General features: G+C 51.2%; 27 protein-coding genes and 1 riboswitch. Of the genes, 8 read left to right on the top strand and 19 right to left on the bottom strand.

Annotated elements, in window-relative coordinates:
* Nucleotides 1–18 precede the first annotated feature (18 nt).
* The gene (locus JNUCC32_RS29740) at nucleotides 19–1,524 is read right to left on the bottom strand and encodes a replication initiation and membrane attachment family protein (protein WP_192570598.1); all 1,506 of its coding nucleotides are present in this window, start codon (nucleotides 1,522–1,524) and stop codon (nucleotides 19–21) included.
* Between the two features lie 200 nt (nucleotides 1,525–1,724).
* Nucleotides 1,725–2,024 (bottom strand): YuiB family protein, encoded by a 300-nt coding sequence (locus JNUCC32_RS29735; RefSeq protein ID WP_015737411.1) that lies wholly within the window; start codon nucleotides 2,022–2,024, stop codon nucleotides 1,725–1,727.
* 250 nt (nucleotides 2,025–2,274) lie between these two features.
* Here JNUCC32_RS29735 and hemQ point away from each other — a divergent pair, with 250 nt between their 5' ends.
* A complete protein-coding gene (gene hemQ / locus JNUCC32_RS29730) occupies nucleotides 2,275–3,024 on the top strand; it encodes a hydrogen peroxide-dependent heme synthase (RefSeq protein WP_015737412.1) in 750 nt (249 codons plus the stop codon).
* A gap of 69 nt (nucleotides 3,025–3,093) precedes the next feature.
* Here hemQ and JNUCC32_RS29725 read toward each other — a convergent pair whose 3' ends face one another.
* Nucleotides 3,094–3,354 (bottom strand): hypothetical protein, encoded by a 261-nt coding sequence (locus tag JNUCC32_RS29725; protein WP_009592851.1) that lies wholly within the window; start codon nucleotides 3,352–3,354, stop codon nucleotides 3,094–3,096.
* Nucleotides 3,355–4,548 carry an NAD(P)/FAD-dependent oxidoreductase gene (locus JNUCC32_RS29720; protein WP_009592911.1) on the bottom strand — a complete coding sequence of 398 codons (1,194 nt, stop codon included), beginning with the start codon at nucleotides 4,546–4,548 and terminating at the stop codon, nucleotides 3,355–3,357. It lies immediately after the preceding gene.
* Between the two features lie 479 nt (nucleotides 4,549–5,027).
* Here JNUCC32_RS29720 and JNUCC32_RS29715 point away from each other — a divergent pair, with 479 nt between their 5' ends.
* A complete protein-coding gene (locus JNUCC32_RS29715; protein ID WP_009592883.1) occupies nucleotides 5,028–6,029 on the top strand; it encodes an NAD(P)/FAD-dependent oxidoreductase in 1,002 nt (333 codons plus the stop codon).
* Nucleotides 6,030–6,220: 191 nt separating this feature from the next.
* Here JNUCC32_RS29715 and JNUCC32_RS29710 read toward each other — a convergent pair whose 3' ends face one another.
* Together JNUCC32_RS29710 and JNUCC32_RS29705 are read right to left on the bottom strand one after the other, a co-directional pair.
* The gene (locus JNUCC32_RS29710; RefSeq protein ID WP_006212600.1) at nucleotides 6,221–6,364 is read right to left on the bottom strand and encodes a sporulation histidine kinase inhibitor Sda; all 144 of its coding nucleotides are present in this window, start codon (nucleotides 6,362–6,364) and stop codon (nucleotides 6,221–6,223) included.
* Nucleotides 6,365–6,662: 298 nt separating this feature from the next.
* The gene (locus JNUCC32_RS29705) at nucleotides 6,663–7,325 is read right to left on the bottom strand and encodes a YheC/YheD family protein (protein ID WP_009592895.1); all 663 of its coding nucleotides are present in this window, start codon (nucleotides 7,323–7,325) and stop codon (nucleotides 6,663–6,665) included.
* Between the two features lie 222 nt (nucleotides 7,326–7,547).
* Between JNUCC32_RS29705 and JNUCC32_RS29700 the strand changes: the two genes are divergently transcribed.
* Nucleotides 7,548–7,757, top strand: a complete 210-nt coding sequence (locus JNUCC32_RS29700) for a hypothetical protein (RefSeq protein ID WP_192570597.1) — start codon at nucleotides 7,548–7,550, stop codon at nucleotides 7,755–7,757.
* A gap of 163 nt (nucleotides 7,758–7,920) precedes the next feature.
* Here JNUCC32_RS29700 and JNUCC32_RS29695 read toward each other — a convergent pair whose 3' ends face one another.
* Complete coding sequence (locus JNUCC32_RS29695) at nucleotides 7,921–8,280, bottom strand: HesB/IscA family protein (protein ID WP_009592872.1); 360 nt, start codon at nucleotides 8,278–8,280, stop codon at nucleotides 7,921–7,923.
* Nucleotides 8,281–8,673: 393 nt separating this feature from the next.
* Here JNUCC32_RS29695 and mqnE point away from each other — a divergent pair, with 393 nt between their 5' ends.
* Entirely contained in the window at nucleotides 8,674–9,780 is a 1,107-nt protein-coding gene (mqnE, locus tag JNUCC32_RS29690) for an aminofutalosine synthase MqnE (protein WP_009592862.1), read from the top strand.
* 155 nt (nucleotides 9,781–9,935) lie between these two features.
* Complete coding sequence (locus JNUCC32_RS29685; protein ID WP_009592908.1) at nucleotides 9,936–10,994, top strand: NAD(P)/FAD-dependent oxidoreductase; 1,059 nt, start codon at nucleotides 9,936–9,938, stop codon at nucleotides 10,992–10,994.
* 64 nt (nucleotides 10,995–11,058) lie between these two features.
* Here the strand turns inward: JNUCC32_RS29685 and JNUCC32_RS29680 are convergent, their stop codons facing one another.
* Complete coding sequence (locus tag JNUCC32_RS29680; RefSeq protein ID WP_009592888.1) at nucleotides 11,059–11,307, bottom strand: YuzB family protein; 249 nt, start codon at nucleotides 11,305–11,307, stop codon at nucleotides 11,059–11,061.
* An 82-nt stretch (nucleotides 11,308–11,389) separates the two neighbouring features.
* On the opposite strand from JNUCC32_RS29680, the gene JNUCC32_RS29675 reads away from it, so the two are divergent.
* Nucleotides 11,390–11,635, top strand: a complete 246-nt coding sequence (locus JNUCC32_RS29675) for a NifU family protein (RefSeq protein ID WP_006212609.1) — start codon at nucleotides 11,390–11,392, stop codon at nucleotides 11,633–11,635.
* A 185-nt stretch (nucleotides 11,636–11,820) separates the two neighbouring features.
* Here the strand turns inward: JNUCC32_RS29675 and JNUCC32_RS29670 are convergent, their stop codons facing one another.
* The 8 genes from JNUCC32_RS29670 to JNUCC32_RS29635 all read right to left on the bottom strand — a co-directional run bounded on the left by JNUCC32_RS29670 (nucleotide 11,821) and on the right by JNUCC32_RS29635 (nucleotide 18,495).
* Nucleotides 11,821–12,594, bottom strand: coding sequence for an SDR family oxidoreductase (locus JNUCC32_RS29670; protein ID WP_192570596.1), 774 nt, complete (start codon nucleotides 12,592–12,594; stop codon nucleotides 11,821–11,823).
* Nucleotides 12,595–12,802: 208 nt separating this feature from the next.
* Nucleotides 12,803–13,645 carry a MetQ/NlpA family ABC transporter substrate-binding protein gene (locus JNUCC32_RS29665; protein ID WP_096776642.1) on the bottom strand — a complete coding sequence of 281 codons (843 nt, stop codon included), beginning with the start codon at nucleotides 13,643–13,645 and terminating at the stop codon, nucleotides 12,803–12,805.
* A gap of 66 nt (nucleotides 13,646–13,711) precedes the next feature.
* Complete coding sequence (locus JNUCC32_RS29660) at nucleotides 13,712–14,380, bottom strand: methionine ABC transporter permease (protein WP_009592866.1); 669 nt, start codon at nucleotides 14,378–14,380, stop codon at nucleotides 13,712–13,714.
* Nucleotides 14,380–15,396 (bottom strand): methionine ABC transporter ATP-binding protein, encoded by a 1,017-nt coding sequence (locus tag JNUCC32_RS29655; protein ID WP_096776643.1) that lies wholly within the window; start codon nucleotides 15,394–15,396, stop codon nucleotides 14,380–14,382. Before JNUCC32_RS29655 ends, JNUCC32_RS29660 begins: the two co-directional genes overlap by 1 nt.
* Nucleotides 15,397–15,503: 107 nt before the next feature.
* A riboswitch (SAM riboswitch) is annotated at nucleotides 15,504–15,650 on the bottom strand.
* A gap of 121 nt (nucleotides 15,651–15,771) precedes the next feature.
* Nucleotides 15,772–16,491, bottom strand: a complete 720-nt coding sequence (locus tag JNUCC32_RS29650; RefSeq protein WP_015737419.1) for a Cthe_2314 family HEPN domain-containing protein — start codon at nucleotides 16,489–16,491, stop codon at nucleotides 15,772–15,774.
* A gap of 25 nt (nucleotides 16,492–16,516) precedes the next feature.
* On the bottom strand, nucleotides 16,517–16,840 hold the full coding sequence (locus JNUCC32_RS29645; protein ID WP_192570595.1) for a hypothetical protein: 324 nt from the start codon (nucleotides 16,838–16,840) through the stop codon (nucleotides 16,517–16,519).
* An 86-nt stretch (nucleotides 16,841–16,926) separates the two neighbouring features.
* On the bottom strand, nucleotides 16,927–17,901 hold the full coding sequence (locus tag JNUCC32_RS29640) for a COX15/CtaA family protein (protein ID WP_009592910.1): 975 nt from the start codon (nucleotides 17,899–17,901) through the stop codon (nucleotides 16,927–16,929).
* Nucleotides 17,902–18,150: 249 nt separating this feature from the next.
* Complete coding sequence (locus JNUCC32_RS29635) at nucleotides 18,151–18,495, bottom strand: thioredoxin family protein (RefSeq protein ID WP_009592843.1); 345 nt, start codon at nucleotides 18,493–18,495, stop codon at nucleotides 18,151–18,153.
* 138 nt (nucleotides 18,496–18,633) lie between these two features.
* On the opposite strand from JNUCC32_RS29635, the gene JNUCC32_RS29630 reads away from it, so the two are divergent.
* Complete coding sequence (locus JNUCC32_RS29630) at nucleotides 18,634–20,010, top strand: DUF2515 family protein (protein WP_228468845.1); 1,377 nt, start codon at nucleotides 18,634–18,636, stop codon at nucleotides 20,008–20,010.
* 73 nt (nucleotides 20,011–20,083) lie between these two features.
* Here the strand turns inward: JNUCC32_RS29630 and JNUCC32_RS29625 are convergent, their stop codons facing one another.
* From JNUCC32_RS29625 to JNUCC32_RS29615, 3 genes are read right to left on the bottom strand one after another with little or no spacing between them, the layout of a single operon-like run.
* Nucleotides 20,084–21,709, bottom strand: a complete 1,626-nt coding sequence (locus JNUCC32_RS29625; protein ID WP_192570593.1) for a putative polysaccharide biosynthesis protein — start codon at nucleotides 21,707–21,709, stop codon at nucleotides 20,084–20,086.
* 55 nt (nucleotides 21,710–21,764) lie between these two features.
* Nucleotides 21,765–22,244, bottom strand: coding sequence for a DUF456 domain-containing protein (locus tag JNUCC32_RS29620; protein ID WP_192570592.1), 480 nt, complete (start codon nucleotides 22,242–22,244; stop codon nucleotides 21,765–21,767).
* A gap of 7 nt (nucleotides 22,245–22,251) precedes the next feature.
* Nucleotides 22,252–22,998: a Cof-type HAD-IIB family hydrolase gene (locus tag JNUCC32_RS29615; protein ID WP_015737425.1), complete on the bottom strand. Its 747-nt coding sequence runs from the start codon at nucleotides 22,996–22,998 to the stop codon at nucleotides 22,252–22,254.
* A gap of 260 nt (nucleotides 22,999–23,258) precedes the next feature.
* Here JNUCC32_RS29615 and JNUCC32_RS29610 point away from each other — a divergent pair, with 260 nt between their 5' ends.
* Nucleotides 23,259–23,720 (top strand): SRPBCC family protein, encoded by a 462-nt coding sequence (locus JNUCC32_RS29610; protein WP_192570591.1) that lies wholly within the window; start codon nucleotides 23,259–23,261, stop codon nucleotides 23,718–23,720.
* The last annotated feature ends 39 nt before the right edge of the window (nucleotides 23,721–23,759 follow it).

Genomic DNA, 23,759 nt, shown 5'->3' with positions numbered 1-23,759 from the left:
TCTTAAGCGGGATATTCCTTATCCGCCCTTCTTGTTGCCAGCCTGCATTTCTGCCGCAAACCGCATCATTTCTTCGAACTCCTCATCCGATACGGCCTCCGCCTGATCGGTCTCCAAAGCCACTGGAATTTCCGGCTTCGCCTTTCCGCCTTTAGCGTATGTACGCGTGCGCTGCGAGGCTGCCTTCTGCTTGCCTTTCATCTTGGCTTGATCCCGTATATACTGAACGGCTTTCTCATAGCTGTTTACTTGCTTCAGCAGCATGTTGGAAGCGATGGCCTCCACAAAGTTGCGGTTGATCCGCTGCTCGCCGCCTGCGGCAATGAGCGACATCAAATAATGAATGAGCACGTTGATGACTTCGCCCGGCAGCTTGTAGCTCAGGTCGATCTTTTCGAAGATGTCCAGAAACTGCGCGGGAACCGAGCCCGGGAAGAACGTCTGCAGGAGCCGTGTATAAGGCTCGTTGCGAAGCATCATATTATATTGGTGAATATCGCATTTGGACTGGAACTGGGCCGGAACCTCGACGTAATATTCCATCTGTACGGCATGCTCCTGCGCAGGCTCGTCCGGATCGGCCGTCATCTCCTGATGCAGGGCTACCACCTTGCCCGCCGTAATCTGCCGCTTCTCCTGCATCTTCATTCCCTGCCTAAAGTGAAGGCTGGCTTTGTGCTGCAAATCGTCCAGGACTACCTCGCCGTGCTCGGTAAAGATGCCGTCCTCGTCAAGCAGGCGGCACAAATCCTGCGTGCTGAGATCGTACTTGCGTACGACGTAATTCACGATGCCCATCTGCTCATGGTCGTAGCGAAGACGCTCCACAAAGACGCGATTGCGGGATTCGCGCGGGAATCGCAGAATAATGTCCGCGTAGTTCAGGCCTTCTCCCTGCGGATTCGGCGGCAGCACCGGCTTCCTTGATACCGCGACCTCTTCCAGCGCCTGCTCCAGTTCATAATCAATGACATGCGTGTTCAACTCGAAAATATCGTAAAAGGGAACCGAGATGTTCTCCTTGTTCAGGGAAATGCCGGACCATTCCAAGGGTTCCTTGCTCCAAAGCTCTTCCCTCAGCGACAGGACGGCGAATTTCCCCACCTTGTCGCGAAGCAGCAGCGTCAGATGCTGGGTATTGAAGAACTCCGCCGGACTGAGCGGCGCCTGCAGCTCATATTCATAAACATGGTCGTCCGTTTCCGGGACGAACATCCGGCTGGTCTGCAGCAATCCTACCGCTTCCAGCTTGGAGGTTTGCTCAATGAGATAGCGGCGTCCTTTTTCACTGGGCTCAAGCCCTAATGTCAAGAATAATCTTCGCTGCTGTTCAATGGCCGAATAACCCACCTTCTCCAGCGGCACATGCGATACGAGAAGACGGTACAGGCTGACCGCAAACGCGCCGACCATCGGTTGATATATCGAACCAAGCATTTTGTCGTCCAGGCCGCTTAAGCAGAAGTCACGGTATACGCAGTAACGGTGATTCTCTGTAAAATGTAAAAAATTAGTCATGCGCATCGTTTATGCTCCCCCTGTCGCCCAAAAATAGACTTCCTCTATTCTATCATAAATCCGATGCTCAGAAGTCGGTTCTTTCGCATCAAAAATTATGGAATTCTCGCGTCTGCCTTTTGGCAGAGCTTCCATAAATATAAATGACGGCCCCCAGGTATCGAAGAGCCGCCATTAACATTCCATTCAATTTGCGCCAAGCGCGATTAAAACATTCTAAACCCTTTAATACGCAATGTCTTAATGGTCCATCCGCTCATGTAAGCCCCGATCAGACCCGCAACTCCCGTTAAGTAATCCACCAACTGGAACGATCCGACGTGAGTCCAGAACGACATTTGGCCCCGATCCCACAAGCTGTATACAACGACCGGCAGAATGACAATCACGAACAGAAAGCACGGAAACCAGGTCGTCTTCATCAACATATTTAGGATAAAACCGATACCGAACATCATGACAAAAAACAAAATCATCAGCACGAGCACAGGAATAAATTGAAGCATGATCGCTGTTTTCACCTCTTCTTTATCACCTACGCATAGCAGCTATCCTACTTTATTGCAGCAAGAAACAGCACACCAAGCTTTAGCTAATAGCTAGTTTACTAAAAATCATATCACAGATCAACGAACAATCGTGAATACATTGTGTCGGGGTTTGCCCTTCCGACTGCGCTTACAGTACAATATAGGAAGTTAATGCAAGCGGCCATCCGCTTCAATTATAACGAACATAATGTTTAGGAGTGATCACATGAACGAAGCTGCAATGACGCTCGAGGGCTGGTATGCGCTGCATGATTTCCGCACCATCAATTGGCCGGCCTGGAAAGCTGCAGACGAAGAAGTACGCGCTTTTGCGCTGGACGAGCTGAATGCGTTCCTTGCGGAATGGGATGCCGTCGAGACCGCCAAGCAAGGCAGCACCGCCGTATATACCATCGTCGGCCAGAAAGCCGATTTTGTTTTCATGCATTTGCGCGAGACGCTGGAAGAGCTGAACGCGATCGAGAACGCTTTTAACAAAACGACGTTCGCCCAGTTCACCACCAAGGCTTATTCCTATGTCAGCATCGTCGAGCTGAGCAATTACTTGGCCGGCTCCTCCGATGAGGATCCGATGCAGAACCCGCATGTCATTGCCCGTCTGAAGCCGGTCCTGCCAAAATCGAAGCATATCTGCTTCTACCCGATGAACAAAAAGCGGGATTTGGCGGACAACTGGTACATGCTGAGCATGGATGACCGCAAATCCATGATGAAGAGCCACGGGATGATCGGCCGCGGTTATGCCGGCAAGGTCAAGCAGATCATCACCGGTTCCGTCGGCTTCGACGATTGGGAATGGGGCGTTACCTTGTTCAGCGACGATGCGCTTCAATTCAAAAAGCTCGTGTACGAAATGAGATTTGACGAAGTGAGCGCGCGCTTCGGCGAATTCGGTCCTTTCTATGTCGGCAACCTGCTCGACCAAGCTTCTTTCACCGACTTGATGAAGGTATAATTCCTTCTGCACATAAATGGCATATCAAAAAAAGGGATGCTCTTCCGAATGAGAGCATCCCTTCTTCTGTTATTCGCCGTCTTCCTCATCTTGCTCTTGCTTGCGCAAGGTTTCAAGATATTCAGCGGTGGCCCGGTCCCGGGCCCGCCCTTTATCCTTGAGGCGCTCAATGGCAGGAAGAATGAGAATGTCGACTTCCTGCTGAACGGTATAAGCCAGATCGTACCGCTCTTGCGACTCCAGGTAGGAGCCGACCTCCATCAGGGCGTTGTAGCGATCCAGTTCATCTCTTGTGAGCAGCCCCCGCACTTGAACGCTGCAATGTCTCATTTATAGGAACCTGCCTTTTTTCAGGACGAGCGGAATGCCTCCGATAATGAAGAGGTAGCGCAGATCAACCAATTTTTTCAGCTGGGCCGCTTTCCATCCCTGATATTTCTTATCCCCGACAACCGCAATGCCTTCGCCCCGGCCGAGGGAAGCGACCGTGCCTTTATTATGGAACTCGAATTTGCGCATGGACTTGTCCCGGATCGCCGCAACGATATTCTGGGCACAGCATACGCCCTGCTGCATCGCCATTTGGGCGGTCGGCGGATAAGGTCTGCCTTCTTCGTTAAAAATGAGGGAGTTATCGCCGATAATATAAATGTTCTCGTATCCCGGAGCGCGTAAATATTCATCAACCTTCACGCGGCCCCTCATCGTTTCGAAGCCGGCCGATTCAACCAGGCGGTTCCCGCGGATGCCGCCGGTCCATACGACCGTTGCCGCCCGGATCTCTTCGCCGTTGTTCAGCACGACCCCGCCCGGCAGGCATTCCTTAATTGCAATGCCCATCTTGAAGGTAACGCCCTTCTTCTCGAGAACGTTCATGGCGTACTCCACCAGCTCGGGAGCAAACCCCGGCAGCGCCGACGGCGCAGCTTCCACGTTATAAATGTTCACCAATGTCGGATCGACGTCATACTCCTTGCACAGTCTCGGAATGCGGTCCGCCAGCTCGGCTACAAACTCTATGCCGCTGAACCCGGCTCCGCCAACCACGAAGTTGATGCGCTCTTGCGGTCTGCGTTCATTCTTATATAAAGCAAATTGATATTCAATATGCTCTCGAATCAATCGTACCGAGTTGATGCTTCGGATCGTCATCGCATGCTCTGCGAGTCCCGGGATCCCGAAGGTCTCCGGCTCGCCGCCGAGTCCAATGACAAGATAGTCATAGGATAACGTTCCATCTTCAAGGATAACCTTCTTATCGTGAAGGCGGATTTCCTGAACCGAGGATTTGACCAAATCGATTTTGAACTCGTCTATCAACTTGGATATGGATACCCGGGTATTCTCAATGCTGTCGGTTCCTGCTGCCGGCATATGCAAATGCGTTGTAATATAATGATAATCATGGCGATTCACCAATGTAACATCGGCCTCATTATAATTCAGCTCTTTTTGCAGCCGCTGCGCTGTCAATATGCCCCCGTAACCCGCGCCAAGGATTACGATCTTCGGTATGCTGCTCATTCTACTGCTCCTTCCAGCTTACTCTTTATATATACAGTATGGTACACATGTTAACATTCTGTGAAATTGCATCCAAAAAAAGAGAAGAGCCCTTATCAGAGCCCGTTTCATCATTTGACCTGATGGTTCATTACGGTTCAAAAACAGCTGTAATCCTGCGGTTTCCTTATGATTGCTGCCGTAACCAATCGATATGAGAACCCTGCAATGAACACAAGTTATCACGTTAATCATATGCATAAACCATGCAAATATCAAGAATTTTTTTGCCATTAAATATGCAAATCATTCCGCCATTTCCCCCCTTACTTGCTAAGTAAGCGCAACCATTCCAATGTTAGGTATTTTAACTCAATTCTCGTCTTTTCATGCCGGTTCGGGACGATTATAATAGGTAAGGAATTCATGAATCAGCTTTATCCGGACAAGAACGTCTGTCTGATTCGAATATAAACTCACTTTATGGAGGTGCTTACCGCATGACAACGATGCCACAAGACAACAATATGACGGATCTTTTGATTATCGGTGGCGGACCTGCAGGCATGTTTGCCGCTTTTTACGGCGGAATGCGCCAAGCCTCGGTTAAACTTATCGAGAGCATGCCCCAGCTCGGAGGCCAATTGGCTGCGCTGTATCCCGAAAAATATATCTATGACGTAGCAGGCTTCCCGAAGGTTACCGCTCAGGAGCTTGTGAACAATCTGTCCGCGCAAATGGAGCTCTTTAAAACGGACATCCGTCTTGAAGAGAAAGTCCAAGCTGTGGAAAAGCTTGAAGAACGTCATTTTGTCGTGAGAACGAATCTGGGCGAACACCATGCCAAAGCCGTCATCATTACGGCCGGCGTCGGGGCGTTCCAACCCCGCCGACTGGAGATTGAAGGTGCCGAGAAGTACGAGAAGGCGAACCTTCATTATTTCGTCAACGATCTCAGCCGCTTTAAAGGCAAGAAGGTGCTCATCAGCGGCGGCGGCGATTCCGCGGTAGACTGGGCGCTCATGATCGAACCGATCGCCGAGCAGGTTACGCTGGTTCACCGCCGCGACAAGTTCCGTGCCCATGAGCATAGCGTGGAGCAGCTGATGGCCTCGAAGGTGAACATCGTAACACCAACCGAAATCACGGAACTGCATGGTGAAGATGCCATTACGAAGGTGACGCTGTCGCATATTAAGACCAAAGAGACGCAAGAGATTGAAGTTGACGATGTCATTGTCAATTTCGGTTTCGTTTCCTCCCTTGGTCCGATCTCCGAGTGGGGCATCGCCATCGAAAGCAACTCCATCGTCGTGGACTCCCGCATGGAAACCAGCATCCCGGGTATTTTTGCGGCGGGCGATATCACGACCTATCCTGGCAAGGTCAAGCTCATTGCCGTCGGATTCGGCGAAGCGCCAACCGCCGTCAACAATGCCAAAGTATACTTTGATCCTGAAGCCAGATTGGCTCCGGGACACAGCAGCAACATGAAATTGTAGAGGTACGGAATTTCCTAACACTTCGACATACAGAAAAAAAGGTATCTAACGTTCCAGAGGGCGATGCGCCGCTCAGAACGGAAGATACCTTTTCTAATTCTTCTTCAAACCATATGTAGAACTTGGTTGAAAGCTCCCACATTATATGCGTATCATGTCGTAAGTTATCTATTCTATATACGAAAATCTGATTAATGCAGGATGCTGCCGGAATCGGTGTCCAAGTTCCGTTTATGAATTTCGGCCAGCAGTAGAGTGATGAACTCTCGTTCCAACTTCAATTCAACAGCCATATGATAGGAATCGAGAAGCATCTCATCCGTCAACATAGCCATCCCCTCACACCCCTTCCTCATATTTCCTGAATCTATCATATCAGACATGCGAAAACGGAACAACTGTTCGCTTATCCACAACCTCTTGTGGAAATCCTGTGTATAATTTGTTGGTAAGTGTAAGAAACAAGGTCATATCAAAGTGGATTATGGGGATAAATGTTATACACAGGATATGGGGTAAATCTACCATAAAAAAAATTGATCAATTATTATATCGGTAGATTACGGTTATTTTTTTATTACCCTATTAAAAAATCATATAAACGACTTCTGTTGGGAATATTAAACAAAAAATTCAGCTCGGTCTTGTATTTACTTCCAAAATCCATATCTTTCCTTCGACGTCGAGTCCGTAATCGAATCCCAGTTCCCCGATCCCGGGAAAGCGCGATTCCAGGATCGTGATGCACTGTCTGGTTAAGTGGCGCATTTCATTACGCTTCTCCCTGGCATTGATATGGGGCAGCGACAGCCTCAGAGCATGGCGGCAACGAAGCAGCGTCCCCCCTTTGCAAATGTTCGTCACAAACAGCCCGGGGTTCGCGAGCCGTCCTAGCATGGCCCGGAATTCCCATCTTCCTCTTTCCTTGACTACCTTGACGCGGTAATCCAGCGGACGTCCCTGAATTTTAGCCAGATGAATCCCCTGTTGTATCATGTAGCGCCGTTTCAGTTTCATTCTGTTCAATACGTGCAACAGGGAATTCAATGTATCTACATGAACAGTACGCCTCTTATGGGTTACCAAGTATCCCGTTCCGTCTTTCTGTATTCGGATGACTCCGTTACCACCGGTGCCTACAATCGGCTTGATCACGACCATTTCGTGTTCATCCAGCATTGAGACCAGGGTATCCCCTCCATACGACTGGGTCGCCGGAATGTAGGGAGCAACCTGCGGATCGGTCAGCAGCGCTTCCGTCTTCAGCCACTTGCTGGCCAATTGTCTTCCCGCCATGCTGCTTTCGCCTCCTTTTATTCATGACATACGTTATCCTATTCTCTTATCCGCACTTTGTCTTGGATGATTGTCCGGGATCGTTATGCCTAATAATTTGACGTATTCATGGCCGCGAAGCGAGCTTCCCTTTGCAAATGAGGTGATCTATCGTATAGTAAGAGCAGAGCTTTGTCCGTAATAAATCCATCCATGGATAACCATAAAGGAGGCTTTGTCACCTTGGCAGCATTGTTTGAAGTTTTGTACTGGATTGCCATTGTCGGCATGTCGGTTGCCCTTGCAGCCATCACCGTTCTGATCTTTGTCATGGGCTTCAAGTTCATCAAAGACAAGCGCTGCGGACTCGGGGCCGGCTGCATCGTGTTCTCGCTCGTAGCTGCCGGCATGATCGTGCTGATGCTGAACGATACCTTCTTCTTCCCGGTCTGATCGGATAGGAAGAACATCAAAATGCAGCTGCCCCCGTTTGGGAGTCCGCTGCATTTTTTCATTTTCTTATGGGCGGCAGCAAAAAAAGGACCCCCGCGACAACAGGGTCGCAGAGGTCTTTTTATTGGTTAGATTCAGAGCACAGTCCCCGAAAACCCGCTGCTTAGCAAGGCTCTTCGTTCGGTTTGCCCGCATCCGTTGCCGTGCGGAAGGAAGATCCGCAGCCGCAAGTTACGGTCGCGTTCGGGTTGTGGATGGTGAACCCGCCCGTCATGCCGGATTCCTCGAAGTCGATTTCGAGACCGTTCAGGTATTTCAGATCGTCCTTCTCGACAACGACTTTCATATCCTGCAGGTCCATATATACGTCCGCTTCCGTTTCTTGATCGTCGAAGCCCATTGCATATGAAAAACCACTGCATCCGCCGGCAGTGACACCCAGTCGAAGGAACATATTGGGCGTTTCCTGTTCAGCAAGCATTTCTTTCAAACGTTCTGCAGCTGTTTCGCTGATTGATATCATAGGTCACCCTCCTTTTCGTTCATTCTTTAAGTATACTCCTCTTCGCGAATTCGCTCAAGGTTGAGATGATGGCCATTTTACCATATGGTCAATAACCTATTTCAATTCCTCTATATGTATTGCTACCCCGAGGGGTCAGGTTTATAATAGGGAAGGAACATGGGCGGCAACTGTTGGATAATTGTCACATCCCCCGGCTAAAATGCGGCAAAGGTTATGGCTGGTCCACAGTTGTATATTTTTTCACAAAGTTATTTATTTATTCAGCCCAATTCATTGATTTCGTTGTTACACGACTATAAACGGACCGTTCCCCGCGGGGAGTGATCCACTTTATGATCACTTGATCTGCCGAATATTCGGCAAGTCAAAGTGTGAACAGGAGGATTGAACATGTCCACGATTGTGACACCATTTACCGATCAGAGAATGGCCGAGATCGTTGCGAAAGTCCAACGCGGCGAACGCCTGAATCTTGAAGACGGTGTGTATTTGTATCAAACCGATGACCTGCTGACCCTCGGGCAGCTGGCTAATGAAGCCAATTTGCGCAAGAACGGGAAAAAAGTTTACTTCATTGAGAACATGAGTCTCTATTTTACCAATGTATGCGAATCCCGCTGCGCTTTTTGCAATTTCCGGAAAGACCAAGGCGAGGAAGGCTCCTATACCCTCTCCGGCGCGGAAATGATCGAGTATGTGGAACAGCATATTCACCCCGGCATCCGTGAATTTCATATCGTTGGCGGACATAATAACCATGTCCCGTTCCAGTACTATGTAGATTCGCTGAAGGCATTGAAGGAACGTTTCCCTGAAGTTACCCTAAAGGCTTATACCGCGGCGGAGATCGAATTCTTCACCCGCATCAGCGGACTCAGCACGAAGGAAGTGCTGCAGGAGCTGCAGAAGGCTGGTCTTCAATCCTTGACGGGCGGCGGAGCCGAAATCTTGTCTGACCAGTACCGTCAGAAGATGAAGGTGGATAAAGCCAACGTGGATCAATACCTCGACGTTCATCGTACCGCGCATAAGCTCGGCATGAAGACGCACACGACCATGCTGTACGGCTCGATCGAGAGCCATGAGGACCGGATCCGCCATATGCTGCAAATTCGGGATCTTCAAGATGAAACGAACGGATTCATGGTATTCATTCCGCTGTCCATGCAGCCGAAGAATAAGAATGCGGGCATCATGCGCCGCAATTCGGCTTACGAAGATTTGAAAACCATTGCCATCAGCCGATTGATGCTGGATAATATCGACCACATCAAGGCTTACTTCATTAATATCGGGCCGCAATTGACGCAGGTCGCTCTCAGCTTCGGCGCATCGGACGTCCATGGCACGATCCTAAAGGAACGCATCAGCCATGCCGCAGGAGCGCTGACGCCAGAAGGGCTGACCCGCAAAGAGCTTGTGTGGCTCATCCAAGGCGCCGGCCGCATTCCGGTCGAACGCGATACCTTCTATAACGAGATCAAGGTTTACGAATAAGCCATACCAGCAAAAACTCAAGCAAAGCAGACGTTCCAAAAAACGGAAAACAGGTTAAAGAGATAATATAGCGTGGGTAACCTAAGCCGCTTTCAGCGGCGTTTTTCTTGCGAATCGGCGCTCACCTTCTTATCTCTTGAGAAAGGAAGAAATTTATGAAAAAGCTCGTCATTCTCGGCGGAGGCTATGGTGGTCTTGCCCTAATTCAAGAATTGTTCAGCGGCTATCTTCCTCCGGACGTGGAGGTCGTGCTCATCGACCGCATGCCGTACCAAGGACTCAAAACCGAATATTACGCGCTGGCAGCAGGTACCGTGGCCGATACCGCCGTTCGTGTTAAATTCCCGGTGTATGACCGCCTCCATGTTGTATACGGTGAAGTCCTATCCATTGATCTTGAGAAGAAGCTTGTGAACCTGACGAACAACGATCCGGTGGAATACGATCAGCTGGCCATTGCCCTGGGATGTACGGACCGTTATCATGGGGTACCGGGCGCTGAAGAATTCACGTTCAGCCTGCAATCTTTTGCGGCATCCCGGGAAACCTATTTGAACCTGAACAACCTCAGACCATATGGTCAAGTTCATATCATTGGCGGAGGCCTAAGCGGCATCGAGCTCGCTGCCGATCTTCGGGAAAGCCGGCCTGACCTGAATATCGCCATTTTGGACCGGGGACAACGGGTGCTTTCTTCTTTTCCTAACCGTTTGTCTGCTTATATTCATCGCTGGTTTGAGGAACACCACGTGGACATCCACAGCGGCGTATCCGTATCCCGAGTGGAGAAGGACGCCGTGTACAATCTGGATGTGCCGATCGCAACCGATCTGGCGGTATGGACGGCCGGCATTCAGCCCGTAAAGGTCGTACAGGATCTGGATCTGCCAAAAGACCGCAGCGGACGCATTCTGCTGAACGAATGGTACCAGGTTCCGTCCCATCCCGAGGTATATGTGATCGGCGACTGCGCCAGCCTCCCCTTCGTCCCGAGCGCGCAAGCGGCAGGGGCTCAGGCCGAGCAAGTGGGACATGTCATGAAAGCTTTATGGCGCGACGATACGCCTAAGGTATCTCCGCTGAAGCTGAAGGGAACGCTGGGTTCCCTCGGCAAACATGCGGGCTTTGGACTCATGGGCAGCACGTCGGTCATGGGCCGGGTACCAAGGATATTAAAGAGCGGCGTGCTCTGGAAATCCAAGCGTCATTACTAGTCGGACGGTTACGGGGCGCTGATGATGCTCCTGTGGAGGGACGCCGCGGAGCGAAAGCAGAACGTCAGCTCTCCTCTTCGCCGTCCCGAAAGCTTTCGAGCTTGCGGATGACAACCTCAAGCAGCTCTTCAGCCGTAGGGGCTTCAACCCAATCGCCATCCACGTAAGCGAAGGGCATCAAATAGCACTGGCCGCAGCTGGTCAGGCAGCCATATTCGATGACTTGGCAATCGTACTTGCCTTCAAGCGTCTGCAGCACTTTATCCGTGCCGAAATAGGAATTGCTTGTGCAAAACTCAATGATAATGGACATTGTTATTAGACCTGCCTTAAGATTGGCATTTTATTTTGCCGGTTTATGTACTATAATATAGGGAGGAAAGGAGTTGAACAAGATGAGTGAAAACACGCAAACCACTGTATATGATGAAGTGGCTGAAGTGCTTGATAAACTTCGTCCGTTCCTGCAGCGCGACGGCGGTGACGTGGAACTGGTTGACGTTGAAGACGGCATCGTTAAGCTGAAATTGATGGGTGCATGCGGTAGCTGCCCAAGCTCCACCATTACTCTGAAAGCAGGGATCGAGCGCGCCCTGGTTGAAGAAGTAGAAGGCATCCAAGAAGTAGTTCAAGTATTCTAAATCTTCTTTAACTATAAAGAGTCTTGGTTTCCCTCGCGGGACCAAGACTCTTTTTTTGAGATTAAAGAAGATATAAGTTTTCTGCGAAGCGTTAGCAATTCTTGAGTCGCGTTTAATGGTTTTGGGATCCCCGCAAAGTAAATGGAATAAGCATCGAAGCGTAGATTCCACTTTGTGGGGATGTTTTATTCCAGCTTGATTAACGGGCGAATCGGGTCCAGCCCGCCGGATATATCCATAATATTGCCGGTAATGAAATCCGATTTATCCAGGCATAAATATTCGATCACCCTGGCGACGTCCTCGCCGCTGCCCGATCGTCCGCGAGGAGTCAACCCGTCCTGAATGCCGGATACTTCATCGATGGTTTTCTCTTTGTTGGCCCCGCGGATATCCCCCGGACAAATCATATTCACGGTGATTCCATACGGCCCTTCTTCCACGGCCAGCGTCTTCGTAAAGGAGACCAGGCCCACCTTCGCAGCCGCGTAGGCGGAGCGTTGAGGCCATGCGCGGGCTTCTCCCGCATGCCCGAAACCAAAGTGGATGATGCGTCCCCATTTTTTCTCCCGCATGGCAGGCAGAACGCGATGGTCCAGCAGCATGACGCCGGTTAAATTGCCATTCACCATATGTACGATTTCGTCGCGGCTGTACTCCGAGAACAGACGGCGTTCCCGAATGAACGGTCCAGCATTGTTAACCAGGATATCGACGCTGCCCAGCCGCTCCTCCGTCTGATCCACCAATGAATACAGCTCAGGCTCGCTGGCGATATCGGCTTTAATCGCGATGGATTTCACGCCAAACCCCTCGATTTCACGGGAAAGCGTCTCCGCTTCATCCTTGCTGTTCACATAATTTATGGCTATATGACATCCCTGCCGGGCTAACGACAGTGCCGTCATTTTTCCCAAACCTGTCGCACTGCCTGTAATCAGCGCCACTTTTCCCTTCAAGGCTTTCCCTCCTCAGATGGATATCCTTCCTTCAGTATAAAAGATTTGATAAGGCCGAACAACTTGCTTCCGACCAGGAATGGCCATTCGACAGAAAAAGAAAGAAAAAAGGGCCTATCCGCAAAGACCGATAGGTCTTTTTGGATAATGCCCTCTCTTCACATATACGATGAATTCATATACATTATATCGAGCTTTACTGCTCGAATTAGAATGCCGGGATGACGGCACCTTTGTACTCTTCTTCAATAAAGGTTTTCACGTCCTCGGAAGTCAGCGCCTTCGCCAGTTTTTGGATGGCGTCGGAGTCCTTGTTGTCCGGACGGGCTACCAGCAGGTTGGCATAAGGATTGTCCTTGTCTTCGATGAAGAGCGCGTCCTTCGTTGGGTCCAGTCCCGCTTCCAGCGCGTAGTTCGTATTGATGACAGCCAGATCCAGCTCATCCAGCATACGAGGCAGCATGGCGGCTTCAACTTCCTTGAACTCCAGGTTCTTCGGATTTTCTACGATATCCTTGGCGGTTGCTTCCAGCTTGCTTTCGTCGTTCAGCTTAATCACGCCGTTCTTGGACAGCAGCGTCAATGCACGGCCAGCATTGGAAGGATCATTCGGAATGGCTACAACCGCTCCATCCTTCAGCTCATCCACAGATGTAATGGTTTTGGAGTACGCACCCAGCGGCTCCACGTGCACGGCGATCACGGACTCCAGGTCCAGCTTGCGCTCTTTGATTTCGTTATCCAGGTAAGGCTTGTGCTGGAAGAAATTCGCGTCGATTTCTTTGGAATCCACTTGCGTATTCGGCAGCACATAATCCGTGAATTCTACGATTTCCAGGTTTACGCCCTCTTTTTCAAGCGCAGGCTTGATATGCTCGAGAATCTTGGCATGCGGTGATGGCGAAGCCCCTACTTTCAAGGTCACGGTCTCTTGACCGCCGCCTCCCGTTGTTCCCCCTGGCTCGGATGCGTTATCCGCAGGCTTGCTGCCGCATGCAGCCAGCACCGTAACCAAGGTCAAGCTGATCAATGCCAATGTCCATTTTTTCATTCTAAAACTCTCCCTCCGAAAAATATATGATTTATATATTGTCTTTCTTGAAGCCTCATCAATCCGTTATTTTCTTGTAAAATGCCGCACCAGACGATCTCCTGCCATCTGCAGCAGCTGGACCAGGACAATCATCAGCACGACAGCCAGAATCATGATCTCGGTCTCATAACGGTAATAGCCATACTTAATGGCCAAATCCCCTAAACCGCCGCCCCCGACTTGACCGGACATCGCGGTGTAAGATACCAGGGTTACAATCGTGATGGTCATCCCGGCCAGCAGGCCCGGACGAGCCTCCGGAAGGAGCACTCTCCATACGATTTGGCTTGTCGAGGAGCCCATGGCGTGAGCCGCCTCGATCACGCCTTTATCCACTTCATTCAAAGCCGTTTCCACGAGCCTTGCGAAGAATGGAGCAGCACCGATCACCAGCGGCGGAATGGTGCCCAGCACGCCGTACGAAACACCTACGATTGACTTCGTAATCGGGATCATCGCCACGATCAGGATGATGAACGGAACCGAGCGTAGAATGTTTACAATGAACGACAGAATCGTGTAGCCGAAGCGTACCAACCCGGACGTGGACCTTGCGGCCATGTAGAGCAGCACGCCGACCGGCAGTCCGATGATGAAGCTGAACAAGGCCGAAGCTCCCAGCATCCGCAGGGTATCCAATGTTGCCGTCCATATCTCTTTCCAGTCGATCTGGGTAAAATCAAGTCCGAACATCAATGAATCACCTCCACGTCTAGTCCTTGTTCAAGCAGCTTCCGGATCGTATCTTCAATTGCGCGTTCTTCCCCTTCGAAACGAACGATGAGCTGGCCGTACGGCGTTTCTTTGATCGTAGAGATCGTACCCTGCAGAATCGCAAAATTCACGCCCGTCTCATGAACGGTATGGGACAGGATCGATTCGTACGTTTTCGACCCCAGGAACGTGATTTGAACCGCTCTTGAAGGGCCGTTTACCTGACCCTGCATAGCCAGCCGCAGCGCTTCGCCACTGTCCATCTCCTGGCGGATGAATTCCTGCGTCACTTCATGCTTCGGTTTCAGGAACACTTCCGTTACCGGTCCTTGCTCTACGATGCCGCCCTGATGAATAACGGCGACCCGGTCGCATATGCTCTGAATGACGTGCATCTCATGGGTAATCAGCACGATCGTCAGATGAAACTTTTTGTTAATGTCCAGCAGCAGGCGCAGAATCGAATCCGTCGTCTGCGGGTCAAGGGCCGAAGTGGCCTCGTCGCACAGCAGCACTTCGGGATCGCTCGCGAGCGCCCTGGCGATGCCCACCCGCTGCTTCTGGCCCCCTGACAGCTGGGACGGGTATTTGTCGCGATGCGCCTCCAAGCCGACCAAAGCCAGCAGCTCGGATACTTTGCGCTCCAGTTCGGCCTTCGGCGTCTTGATCAGACGCAGCGGAAACGCAATGTTATCGTACACCGTCGCGGAAGACAGCAGGTTAAAGTGCTGAAAGATCATTCCGATTTTACGGCGCTCCGCCTGAAGCTGCTTCTTGCCGAGCGACGTCAAATTTTTGCCGTTCACCCACACCTCGCCCGAGGTGGGACGCTCCAGTAAATTGATGCAGCGGATCAATGTACTTTTACCTGCACCGGAGTGTCCGATCACTCCGAAAATTTCTCCTTTTTCAATCGACAAATCCAATTCGGACAACGCAGTTGTTAATGACCCGGCTTTTCCGTACTGCTTCGTCAATTGCTTGAGCTCAATCAATCCGATAATCCTCCTTTTTCCTTAGCTTCATATCTATTTACCCAAAAGAAAAGAGCCTCTTTTTGTAGAATCAAAAAGGGCCCTCTTTACGTAAAAGTCAACGCCTTTTCTCATCTGTCAAAGCTGAAGGTATCCCATAGCTTTGAAGGAATTAGCACCATGTCACTCCAAGCGTCATCGCATTAAGCAATGGTACGCAAGAAGTCGGTTGCCGGGCTTCATCGGGCCTGTCCCTCCGCCTCTCTCGATAAGAAAACATCGATATGAAATTTTTCCGATTAAATTGATCTGATTTGATAACATTTAATGAATGCAATAGTTAGTATAGATTCTTTTCAGGCTTTTGTCAAAAGGAATTTCATGGCGATTTTGTGCCTAAGCCCGCACTCCATTTTCAGTCCACAGCTTGTTCGTATATTTATACGAGGCGGCCAGGCTGCGGCATACCATATCGATGCCCTGTTGGAGATCATCCAGGTGCTTGTCGATATCCTCCAGCTCGATTTTGTCGGACAGCCCCTGATGGCGCTGCCACAAATCATCCTGCATCTCGGAGTTCATGTAGTGAATTTCAGCGTTGCGCCTTTTGCGGAGCGCGTTCAGCGGTGCTTTGTAGCGATCCTTGATCGCTTCCAACTCTTCAGCCAGCTCACCGTGGGCCTTCAAAAATCTGAACTGCCGCAGGACCGTAAAATAAGAAAAATGCGCCTTTACCTTGGAGGTATGCAGATCAAACAAATCGTTCAGCACCGTGCCCAGTTTATCAAGGATCGAGAATACGCGGATGAAGCCGTTTTTGTAAAAATACACATATCGTTGATATTCCCCTTGCTCCTGAATCGACATATCATCGATGTAACCCGATTGGACCGATTGACTGAAATGCTTGGCCGCATTCCAGCTCTGCTCCAGCTCATCCAGGGAGACGATCAGTCCCCGGGTCCAAATCTCCAGCTTGCGAAAATCATGCGTCGGATCTTGATTTTTATCCATTTCCTTCTGCAGAAGCCGGGTTGTCTTCACCATCGATTCGATGGCTTCCTCAAGCAGGCCGTTGTTCTGCCGGGGCTGTTCCCCAAGTAACATTCGAAGCATGGCGGTACCCCCTCGCGTCATCAGATTAACCTTGGTTCTTGATCTCGATTGTGCTAATGCCAATATACTCATTCCAGCGCTCAGCGGCCGTCTTCACGGCGATATCCTCGCGCGGGGGCAACTCATCCGGATCGCCATCAGGCCCTTCGGCATCCCCTTGACTGGCAGATGACCCATCATCTGCTGCGCCAATCCGGGCTCGTCCTGTTAGGATGCCCCCGAAACGGGAAGACAACTCCATAAGCATGGAGCGACTTGTGATTTCTCCGGTGTTATTAAATATAAACAAATTCGTTGCCTTATCAAACCTTTTCGATACGGTTGCCGGCAGCTCCTTTCTATACAACAAAGCCCTCGAACTCCGGTCCGGGGACTTTGCATGCATGTATGCTATAGAATACTGGATTTTCTTTACGGAATGATCGGCGTTCTTCCTTATACGATCTTTTCGCGGGGCACGTCGTGGCCCTTCCGTATTTCGGCTTCAAGCGGCTTGCTGAGCTGCCATACCCGGACGCTTAAATAACACAGTACGCCGAACAGCGCCGAGATCAGCAGCGTATGACCCAGTGCGGAGAATACGTAAACTTCCTCGTTATGCATCGTAGCCATAATGAGGGCGCCGCTGAACACCTGCAGCAGACACAGCACGGTTGCCGAAATGCCCAGCATCTGGATCTCCCGGTTATCGCGATTGCGCCAATATGCAAAATGCCCCATCACCGCCACCACGATCAGCAGCAGAAGCGCGGCCACGCGGTGCATAAAGGCGATGCCGACCCCTCCGCTCAGCTCCGGTATCACTTCTCCGTTACACAACGGCCAGCCGGAGCAGCCTTCCCGGGAATCGGTATGGCTGACGAATGCACCGATATACACCACGATGTAGCTGTACAACGTTGTGCCCCAGACCAGATTTCGGAAGCCCTTGCCCACCCGCGGCAAACGCTCCAGGTCAGCGGGTCCCTTCGCTTGTTCGATTCGGCGCATGCCCAAAGCCAGCATGACCGAACTGGCAAAAGCAATCAGCGAGAAACCAAAATGCAGCGCCATGATCGCAGCCGATTGAGGTTTAACCACCGCGAGGGCCCCCATGATGGCTTGTACCACGACGAATATCGAGGTCCCGATGACATAAGCCATCAAATCCCGGCGGTCCCGCTTGTACTTCCAGAACGCAATCAGCGAAGCCAAGGCGGCCAAGCCGGCCATTCCGCTTACGGCCCGGTGGGAATATTCGATCATCGAGGACACCGTGTAAGCGGGAACAAATTTGCCGTTGCACAGCGGCCACTCTTGGCCGCAGCCAAGCCCCGACCCCGTCTTTGTCACAACCATGCCCCCGAAAGTCGCGCAGAACATAATTAAGCATGTTATGTAACTCAGCCACTTTAATTGTTTATCGTTCACTTATCTCACCTGCTGCTCATAATCATTCACTATTCAAAACCTATACAGGATCGCATCATATACAGTCCACATTTCATTATACCTGATTCTTCAGCCCCGGTCACTTGAGCGATTGTGACAAAATGTTCAAAAATGAACAAAACCTTCATGCTCAAGGTACTTGACTTCGCAATTCCCCTCATCATATCCAATGTAAAAACAACACCGCCGCCCGTTATAGCTCAAAGGCGGCGGTGCTATCGTCACTGCTTACTTGTGAATCGTACCGTATACGTCTACGGCACGCTGCAGGAAATCTTCAATCTCCTCGCGCGATTTGCGGAGTTTGTTAACGTAGCGAACCAGCTCGCGACCGTCAGAGTATGCAACAAAGCTAGGGATGCCCAGAATATTTTGCTGCTGACTCACGTCACCGACAGCATCGACGTCAACTTCCACCAGAGTCAATTGGTTGGAGAACTTCGTCTCAACCTCCGGCATGAATGGATCGATAAACTTGCAATCGCCGCACCAGTCCGCTTTAAATACGGCAACTGTCAGTCGTGGAGACTGGATTGCAACCTGAAATTCTGCTTCTGAAGTGATTTTTTCCATTAGTTATCTCCCCTTTACGTCGAATTCCTTCACCCCTAGTGAATCAAATTGTTGAGTGGAAGTCAAATTTTAGAGCATACTGACTGTATGAGGTTCACGGTCTGGAATTATCATCAGAAAGTGCAGGTGACAACCGGCATGCACTCGCACGGAGCCAAGGACAAACCAAATCGGGGCAGGGATTACGGGGCATGGACAGCCGCCATTCCGCAAGCCCTGGCAGAATCATGGTCGGGTATGATGGCAGCTTGGCGATATTCCTTAAAGCTTCGGATGAACAGGCATGAATTGCAGTGGGATCCTACAGCCGTCAGGGCCATTCGCAGGCAGCTCAAGAACATTCTCTCCTCCCATCCCTATCTGCCGCAGGGCATTTCTTCGTTTCTCCCTCTGCAAGAAGGTCACAGCGATATTCGCGGTCATGAGCCGGACCTGCAGCCAACGGATGAGGAGCAAGAGCTGGTTCATCGCATTCAGGAGGCCGCTGCCGCCGCCAACCGAAGCAACGTGACCCGAACCAAGGCCTATTTGGACTGTTACGAGTCGCATCCGGAGCTGCATTGGGCCTTCCTTGCCCATATGGTATCACGCAATGCCGGATGGAATATGAGCGATCTGAAGGGCGGGCTGATGTCGGATCTCATGGCCCCCCCATTCCAAAACCATCTGTACAGTTTCCTGGAGCGCTGCAATGCGCTGATTTTTCAGGATGCCTATCCGCAGCTGCTTCTCTATATGCACAGTCGAAAAATAGGAAAACCCTTATTCCATTTGCTCCCCCGCTTCCATGTTTCATCGTTCATGACGCCGTTCTGGGAACGGTTCTGGCACGACCAAGGCAGTTCGCTGCTTACGGTCGCCCTCATCATTAATGAACAGAACTATATTGAGGGGCGGGTGGCAAGACATCCTTTTTACCGTCAGCATATTTTGCAGGATCCCCTCTTCCGGATGCATGAGCTAACCCGGTTGAATCAGATCGTATTTCCGCTGGGTCATAACCAACAGACAAGCACAGACTCTGCCGAAAATCCCGTATCCCCTACCCGGCCGCTGGCCGGACTCACCATCCCCAAGTTTGAAGACCTGTCCATCCGGATCAAGGCAGGCCGCTCGCTGTACGCTTTACTGTTCGGTTACGAGGATATCTACCATGCCGTGCTGGCATTCGCTCGTTCCACCAAGCATCAGGGCTCGCGCGCTGAATATTGGCCGGCGTTATTTACGCCGACGCGGGATCAAGCCATGGATCACGGCCACGAGGGGCTTGAGCTTATCCAATCGGAATGGCTGCCGGACGGCCGTCGTCTGTATAGCCCCCGTCTCGAGGAGATCTGGCAGGATGAAACCCCGGAACCGATTCCCCGGTACGACTGGTATCATGGCCACGCGATGTTTAAGCATATTCGCAAACCGAAACCGCCGATGCTGCCGGATATCACCCACGCCCATCGGGCCGTCCTGGAGAAAACCTCCATCGCCCATGACGTATCCGATCCGTTCCACCGGCAATAAAAGAAGACCATTCCGATACGGCCGGAATGGTCTCTTCTCTAACGGATGCTGTTCTTGCATCATAGGTTTAGGTTTATCCCCGCTCCCGCATACGCGCAGGCTGCAGCCTCATCAGCGGACGGAACACCTTCTGCAAAGGACGCGGGTAACTGCTAAGCTCCGATTGCCGCAGTACGCCAAACACCACCAGCAGCACAAGATATATAATGACTACGGCTACGCCTACAACCAGGCAGGTCAGCAGAAATGCCAACCTTGCCGGCATGACATCGACCATCTGAATACCGGCCAGGTTCAGGCCGTAACCGATCCCCCCTGCGGCAGCAACCGTCAGTATGAAGCCCATCCAGCGTTTGCCCAGGATCGAGAAGGATACAATCGCCTTGATCGATCTGACGTTCAGTATCGTAATGACAAGGAAACAGAGAGCCGTGCTCCCGATGATGCCGTAAATGCCAAACAACGGAGCAAGCAGGAAGCTGGCAACAAGCTTGACCGCTATCCCGATCATCACGTGAACCATCGAGAGCTTGGCCTTGCCGATTCCAAGAAGAATGGAGTTCGTTGTCATCATCGTGATCTGAAAAATCGTACCGAATGTCAGGAACCCGATGATCCCGCTTCCGCCGAGGGAACTAAACAGCAATCCGTTGATGGAATAGGATGCAACGCAGAGCGCAATCACCATCGGCATACCCGTCAATATGGCAACGCGCATGGCCAGCGATACTTGCTGTTCCAAATGCTCCTGATCTTTCCTCGCAAAAGCGGCAGAGATGATCGGAATGAGCGAGGTGCTGAGGGCAATGGCTAGAATCGGCGGAATGCCCGCTACGCTTTGCGCCCGGTTTCCTAATACCGCGAGGGCTGCAGTAGCCTCTCCCAGACCAACCTGCCCGATCAACAGCGGCTTCACAATGGAGCTGTCAATGAAGTTGACCGCCGGAACAGCCAGGGAAGACAGCACAATCGGTATAGACAGCGTGAATATATCCCGGTATATCCCGCCAAGCGGAATCGAGCGGTCCGCCGCCGGCATTTTGAGCTCACGATCGCTTCGGCGAAGCTTCACCGTAAAATACAGCATGACCGCAAATGCCCCGATACTGCCGAGGACGCCCCCGAAGGAAGCACCTGCCGCGATCCAGGTATCGTCATATCCCAAACGCAGCAGCACATAAGCCAAGCCGATCGCTGTCAAAACCCGCGCAATCTGCTCGATAATTTGCGATATGCCGCCAGCCGTCATATTATTGCGACCTTGGAAGTATCCTCGCATCATGGCGATGGCCGGAAACAGCAGCAGCGCCGGAGCGAGCGCTTGAATGGCAGCGGCGGCCTCCGGCTGCTTGGCTATATGAGTGGCATAAAAAGGAGCTCCGAAGTAAAGGAGCAGCGTCATGACAACGCCTGCTGCCCCGGCAAAAATAAGCGCAGCATGATAGACGCGCCGAGCCTCCGCAGGCTTGTTCAAAGCATGGCGCTCCGATACCATTTTACTGAGCGTGCTGGGAATGCCGGCCGTGGCTACCGTTAACAGCATTAAATATACGTTATTGGCGATCGTAAACGAGGCATCCCCGATATCATTCAGCATATGCTCCAGCGGCACCCGCTGAGCAAGGCCCAGCACCCGGGCTACCAGCGCAGCAGCGGCCAAGATGATGGTGCCTTTAATAAATGACTCTTTCTTAGACAAAACCGTACCCTTCTTTCTCCTCCAAAGCGCCTCTTACAGCGATTGCTATGCTCTATTAGAAAATCCAGATGAAGAAAATGATGATCATCGCAAGCTGCAATATAATCTTCACCACAATGCTGCTAAACAATCCAACAACCGATCCGAAGCCAACCTTCATGGATTTGCATGCTCCCGAGCCTGCCAGCATTTCACCCAGAAATGCGCCGAGGAACGGTCCGATAATCAACCCGAAGGCCGGTATCACGAACGGTCCGATAATAAGTCCGATCGTGCTGCCCCAAATCGAGGCTTTGGAACCGCCGAGTTTCTTGACTCCCCAGGCATTAACCGCATAATCGGCAATGAAGAGCACCACCAGAATAATGGTCTGGATAATCCAGAACCATGCATTGTAATGCTCGAATGTAAAGAACCAGCCGTAAACGAACAACGCCAGGTAAATGGCGACAACCCCCGGCAGAATAGGGTATACCGCCCCGGCCATCCCAATGATAAACAGAGCGATGACGATAATCCAGCCCAATACGTCCATCAACATCTCACCCTTCGATCAAAATATGATCCCTGATGACTTCGACGATGCCGTCCTCATTGTTGCTGGAAACCACAAGATCCGCCTCATCCTTCACGGTCTGCTGGGCATTGCCCATGGCCACGCCGAGGCCGGCCTGCTGGATGACGGCCAGGTCGTTCAGGCTGTCTCCTACGGCTACAACCTCGGACATGCTGATACCGAGCAGCTCGCACACCTGTCCGATCCCGGTCGCTTTGTTGACGCCCTGCGGATTGATTTCCAGGTTATCCGGCGAAGAGTTCGTGATCTCCAGTCCGCCCATATCCTGCAGCCGCATCATGATATTGTGGCGTACCTCATGATCATTCGTGTTATATCCGAATTTCAGCCACTCCTGATTCGCGACATCATCGGTCCAGTTCTCAGAGTTATACAATCTATCTACTGAATACGCCCAGAACCACGATCCGGTTTCAACCGCGAGTGCATGCATTTGTTCCACGAGCTTGCTGTCGAGCAGCGCGCGGCGATGCAATTCATACGGCGCACGCCATACTTCGCCGCCGTTCACCGTTACCATCGGCGTCGTCAGTTCAAGCTGCTTGGCATACGGATAAGCATCCTGAAACGGCCGGCCCGTCGAGAGGCAGACGTGAATGCCGTGCCGCACCGCCTCCTTGATCCACTTCACGGTTTCCTCGGATACTTCATGGTCGTCCTGAAGCAGCGTACCGTCCATATCCAGTGCCAACAACCGATATTTATGTTTCATGGTATTAACCCCCTTACGAATCAAAGCAAACATAACGACATTTTACCACAAAAGGCCGGGCGTCAAAACATTCCCCTGAATGAGCAGCCCCTCGATGCATGCCAAACCAGGTAAAACCCGGCCTGACGCAAGATATCCTCGAGGGGGCTCGAACAAACGACAAGCCCCTTGAAATAAATAAGCAATGTAAAAGAAAGAATACTCGTTACGGTATGCTAGGATGAGTATGAAGACAACCCCGAAAGGAGTTATGCACCCCAATGACCAAGCTCAATCAGAATCCCGTCGTCACGGCAGAGATGTTGATTCGAAGACCCGTTTCAGAAGTTTTCGAGGCTTTCATCGACCCTAATATCACAACCAAGTTCTGGTTTACCAAAAGCAGCGGCAGACTTGAGAAAGGCCGGCATATCCGCTGGGATTGGGAAATGTATGGCGTGTTTGATGACTTGTATGTGCACGATATCGAGGAGAACCGCCGCATCGCCATCGAATCTTCCGATCAAACGAGGACCGAGTGGATATTCACCCCGCGGGGCGAACATGAGACCTTCGTTACCATTACCCATTCCGGATTTACAGGAAATGATGATGAGATATTGCATGGGGCTATTGATTCCATGGGAGGATATACCATGGTGCTCTGCGGCCTCAAAGCGCTGCTGGAGTTTGGCGTTGTTCTGAATCTCGTGGCGGACAAGGCCCCGGACGCCCATGTATGACAAAAAAACGGCAGCCAACCCTGCAGGGCTATTGGCTGC

Source organism: Paenibacillus sp. JNUCC32 (genome assembly GCF_014863545.1).
In the GTDB taxonomy this organism is placed as follows: Bacteria; Bacillota; Bacilli; order Paenibacillales; family Paenibacillaceae; genus Paenibacillus_AQ; species Paenibacillus_AQ lautus_A.
This window is presented reverse-complemented; position numbering and strand designations above follow the sequence as displayed.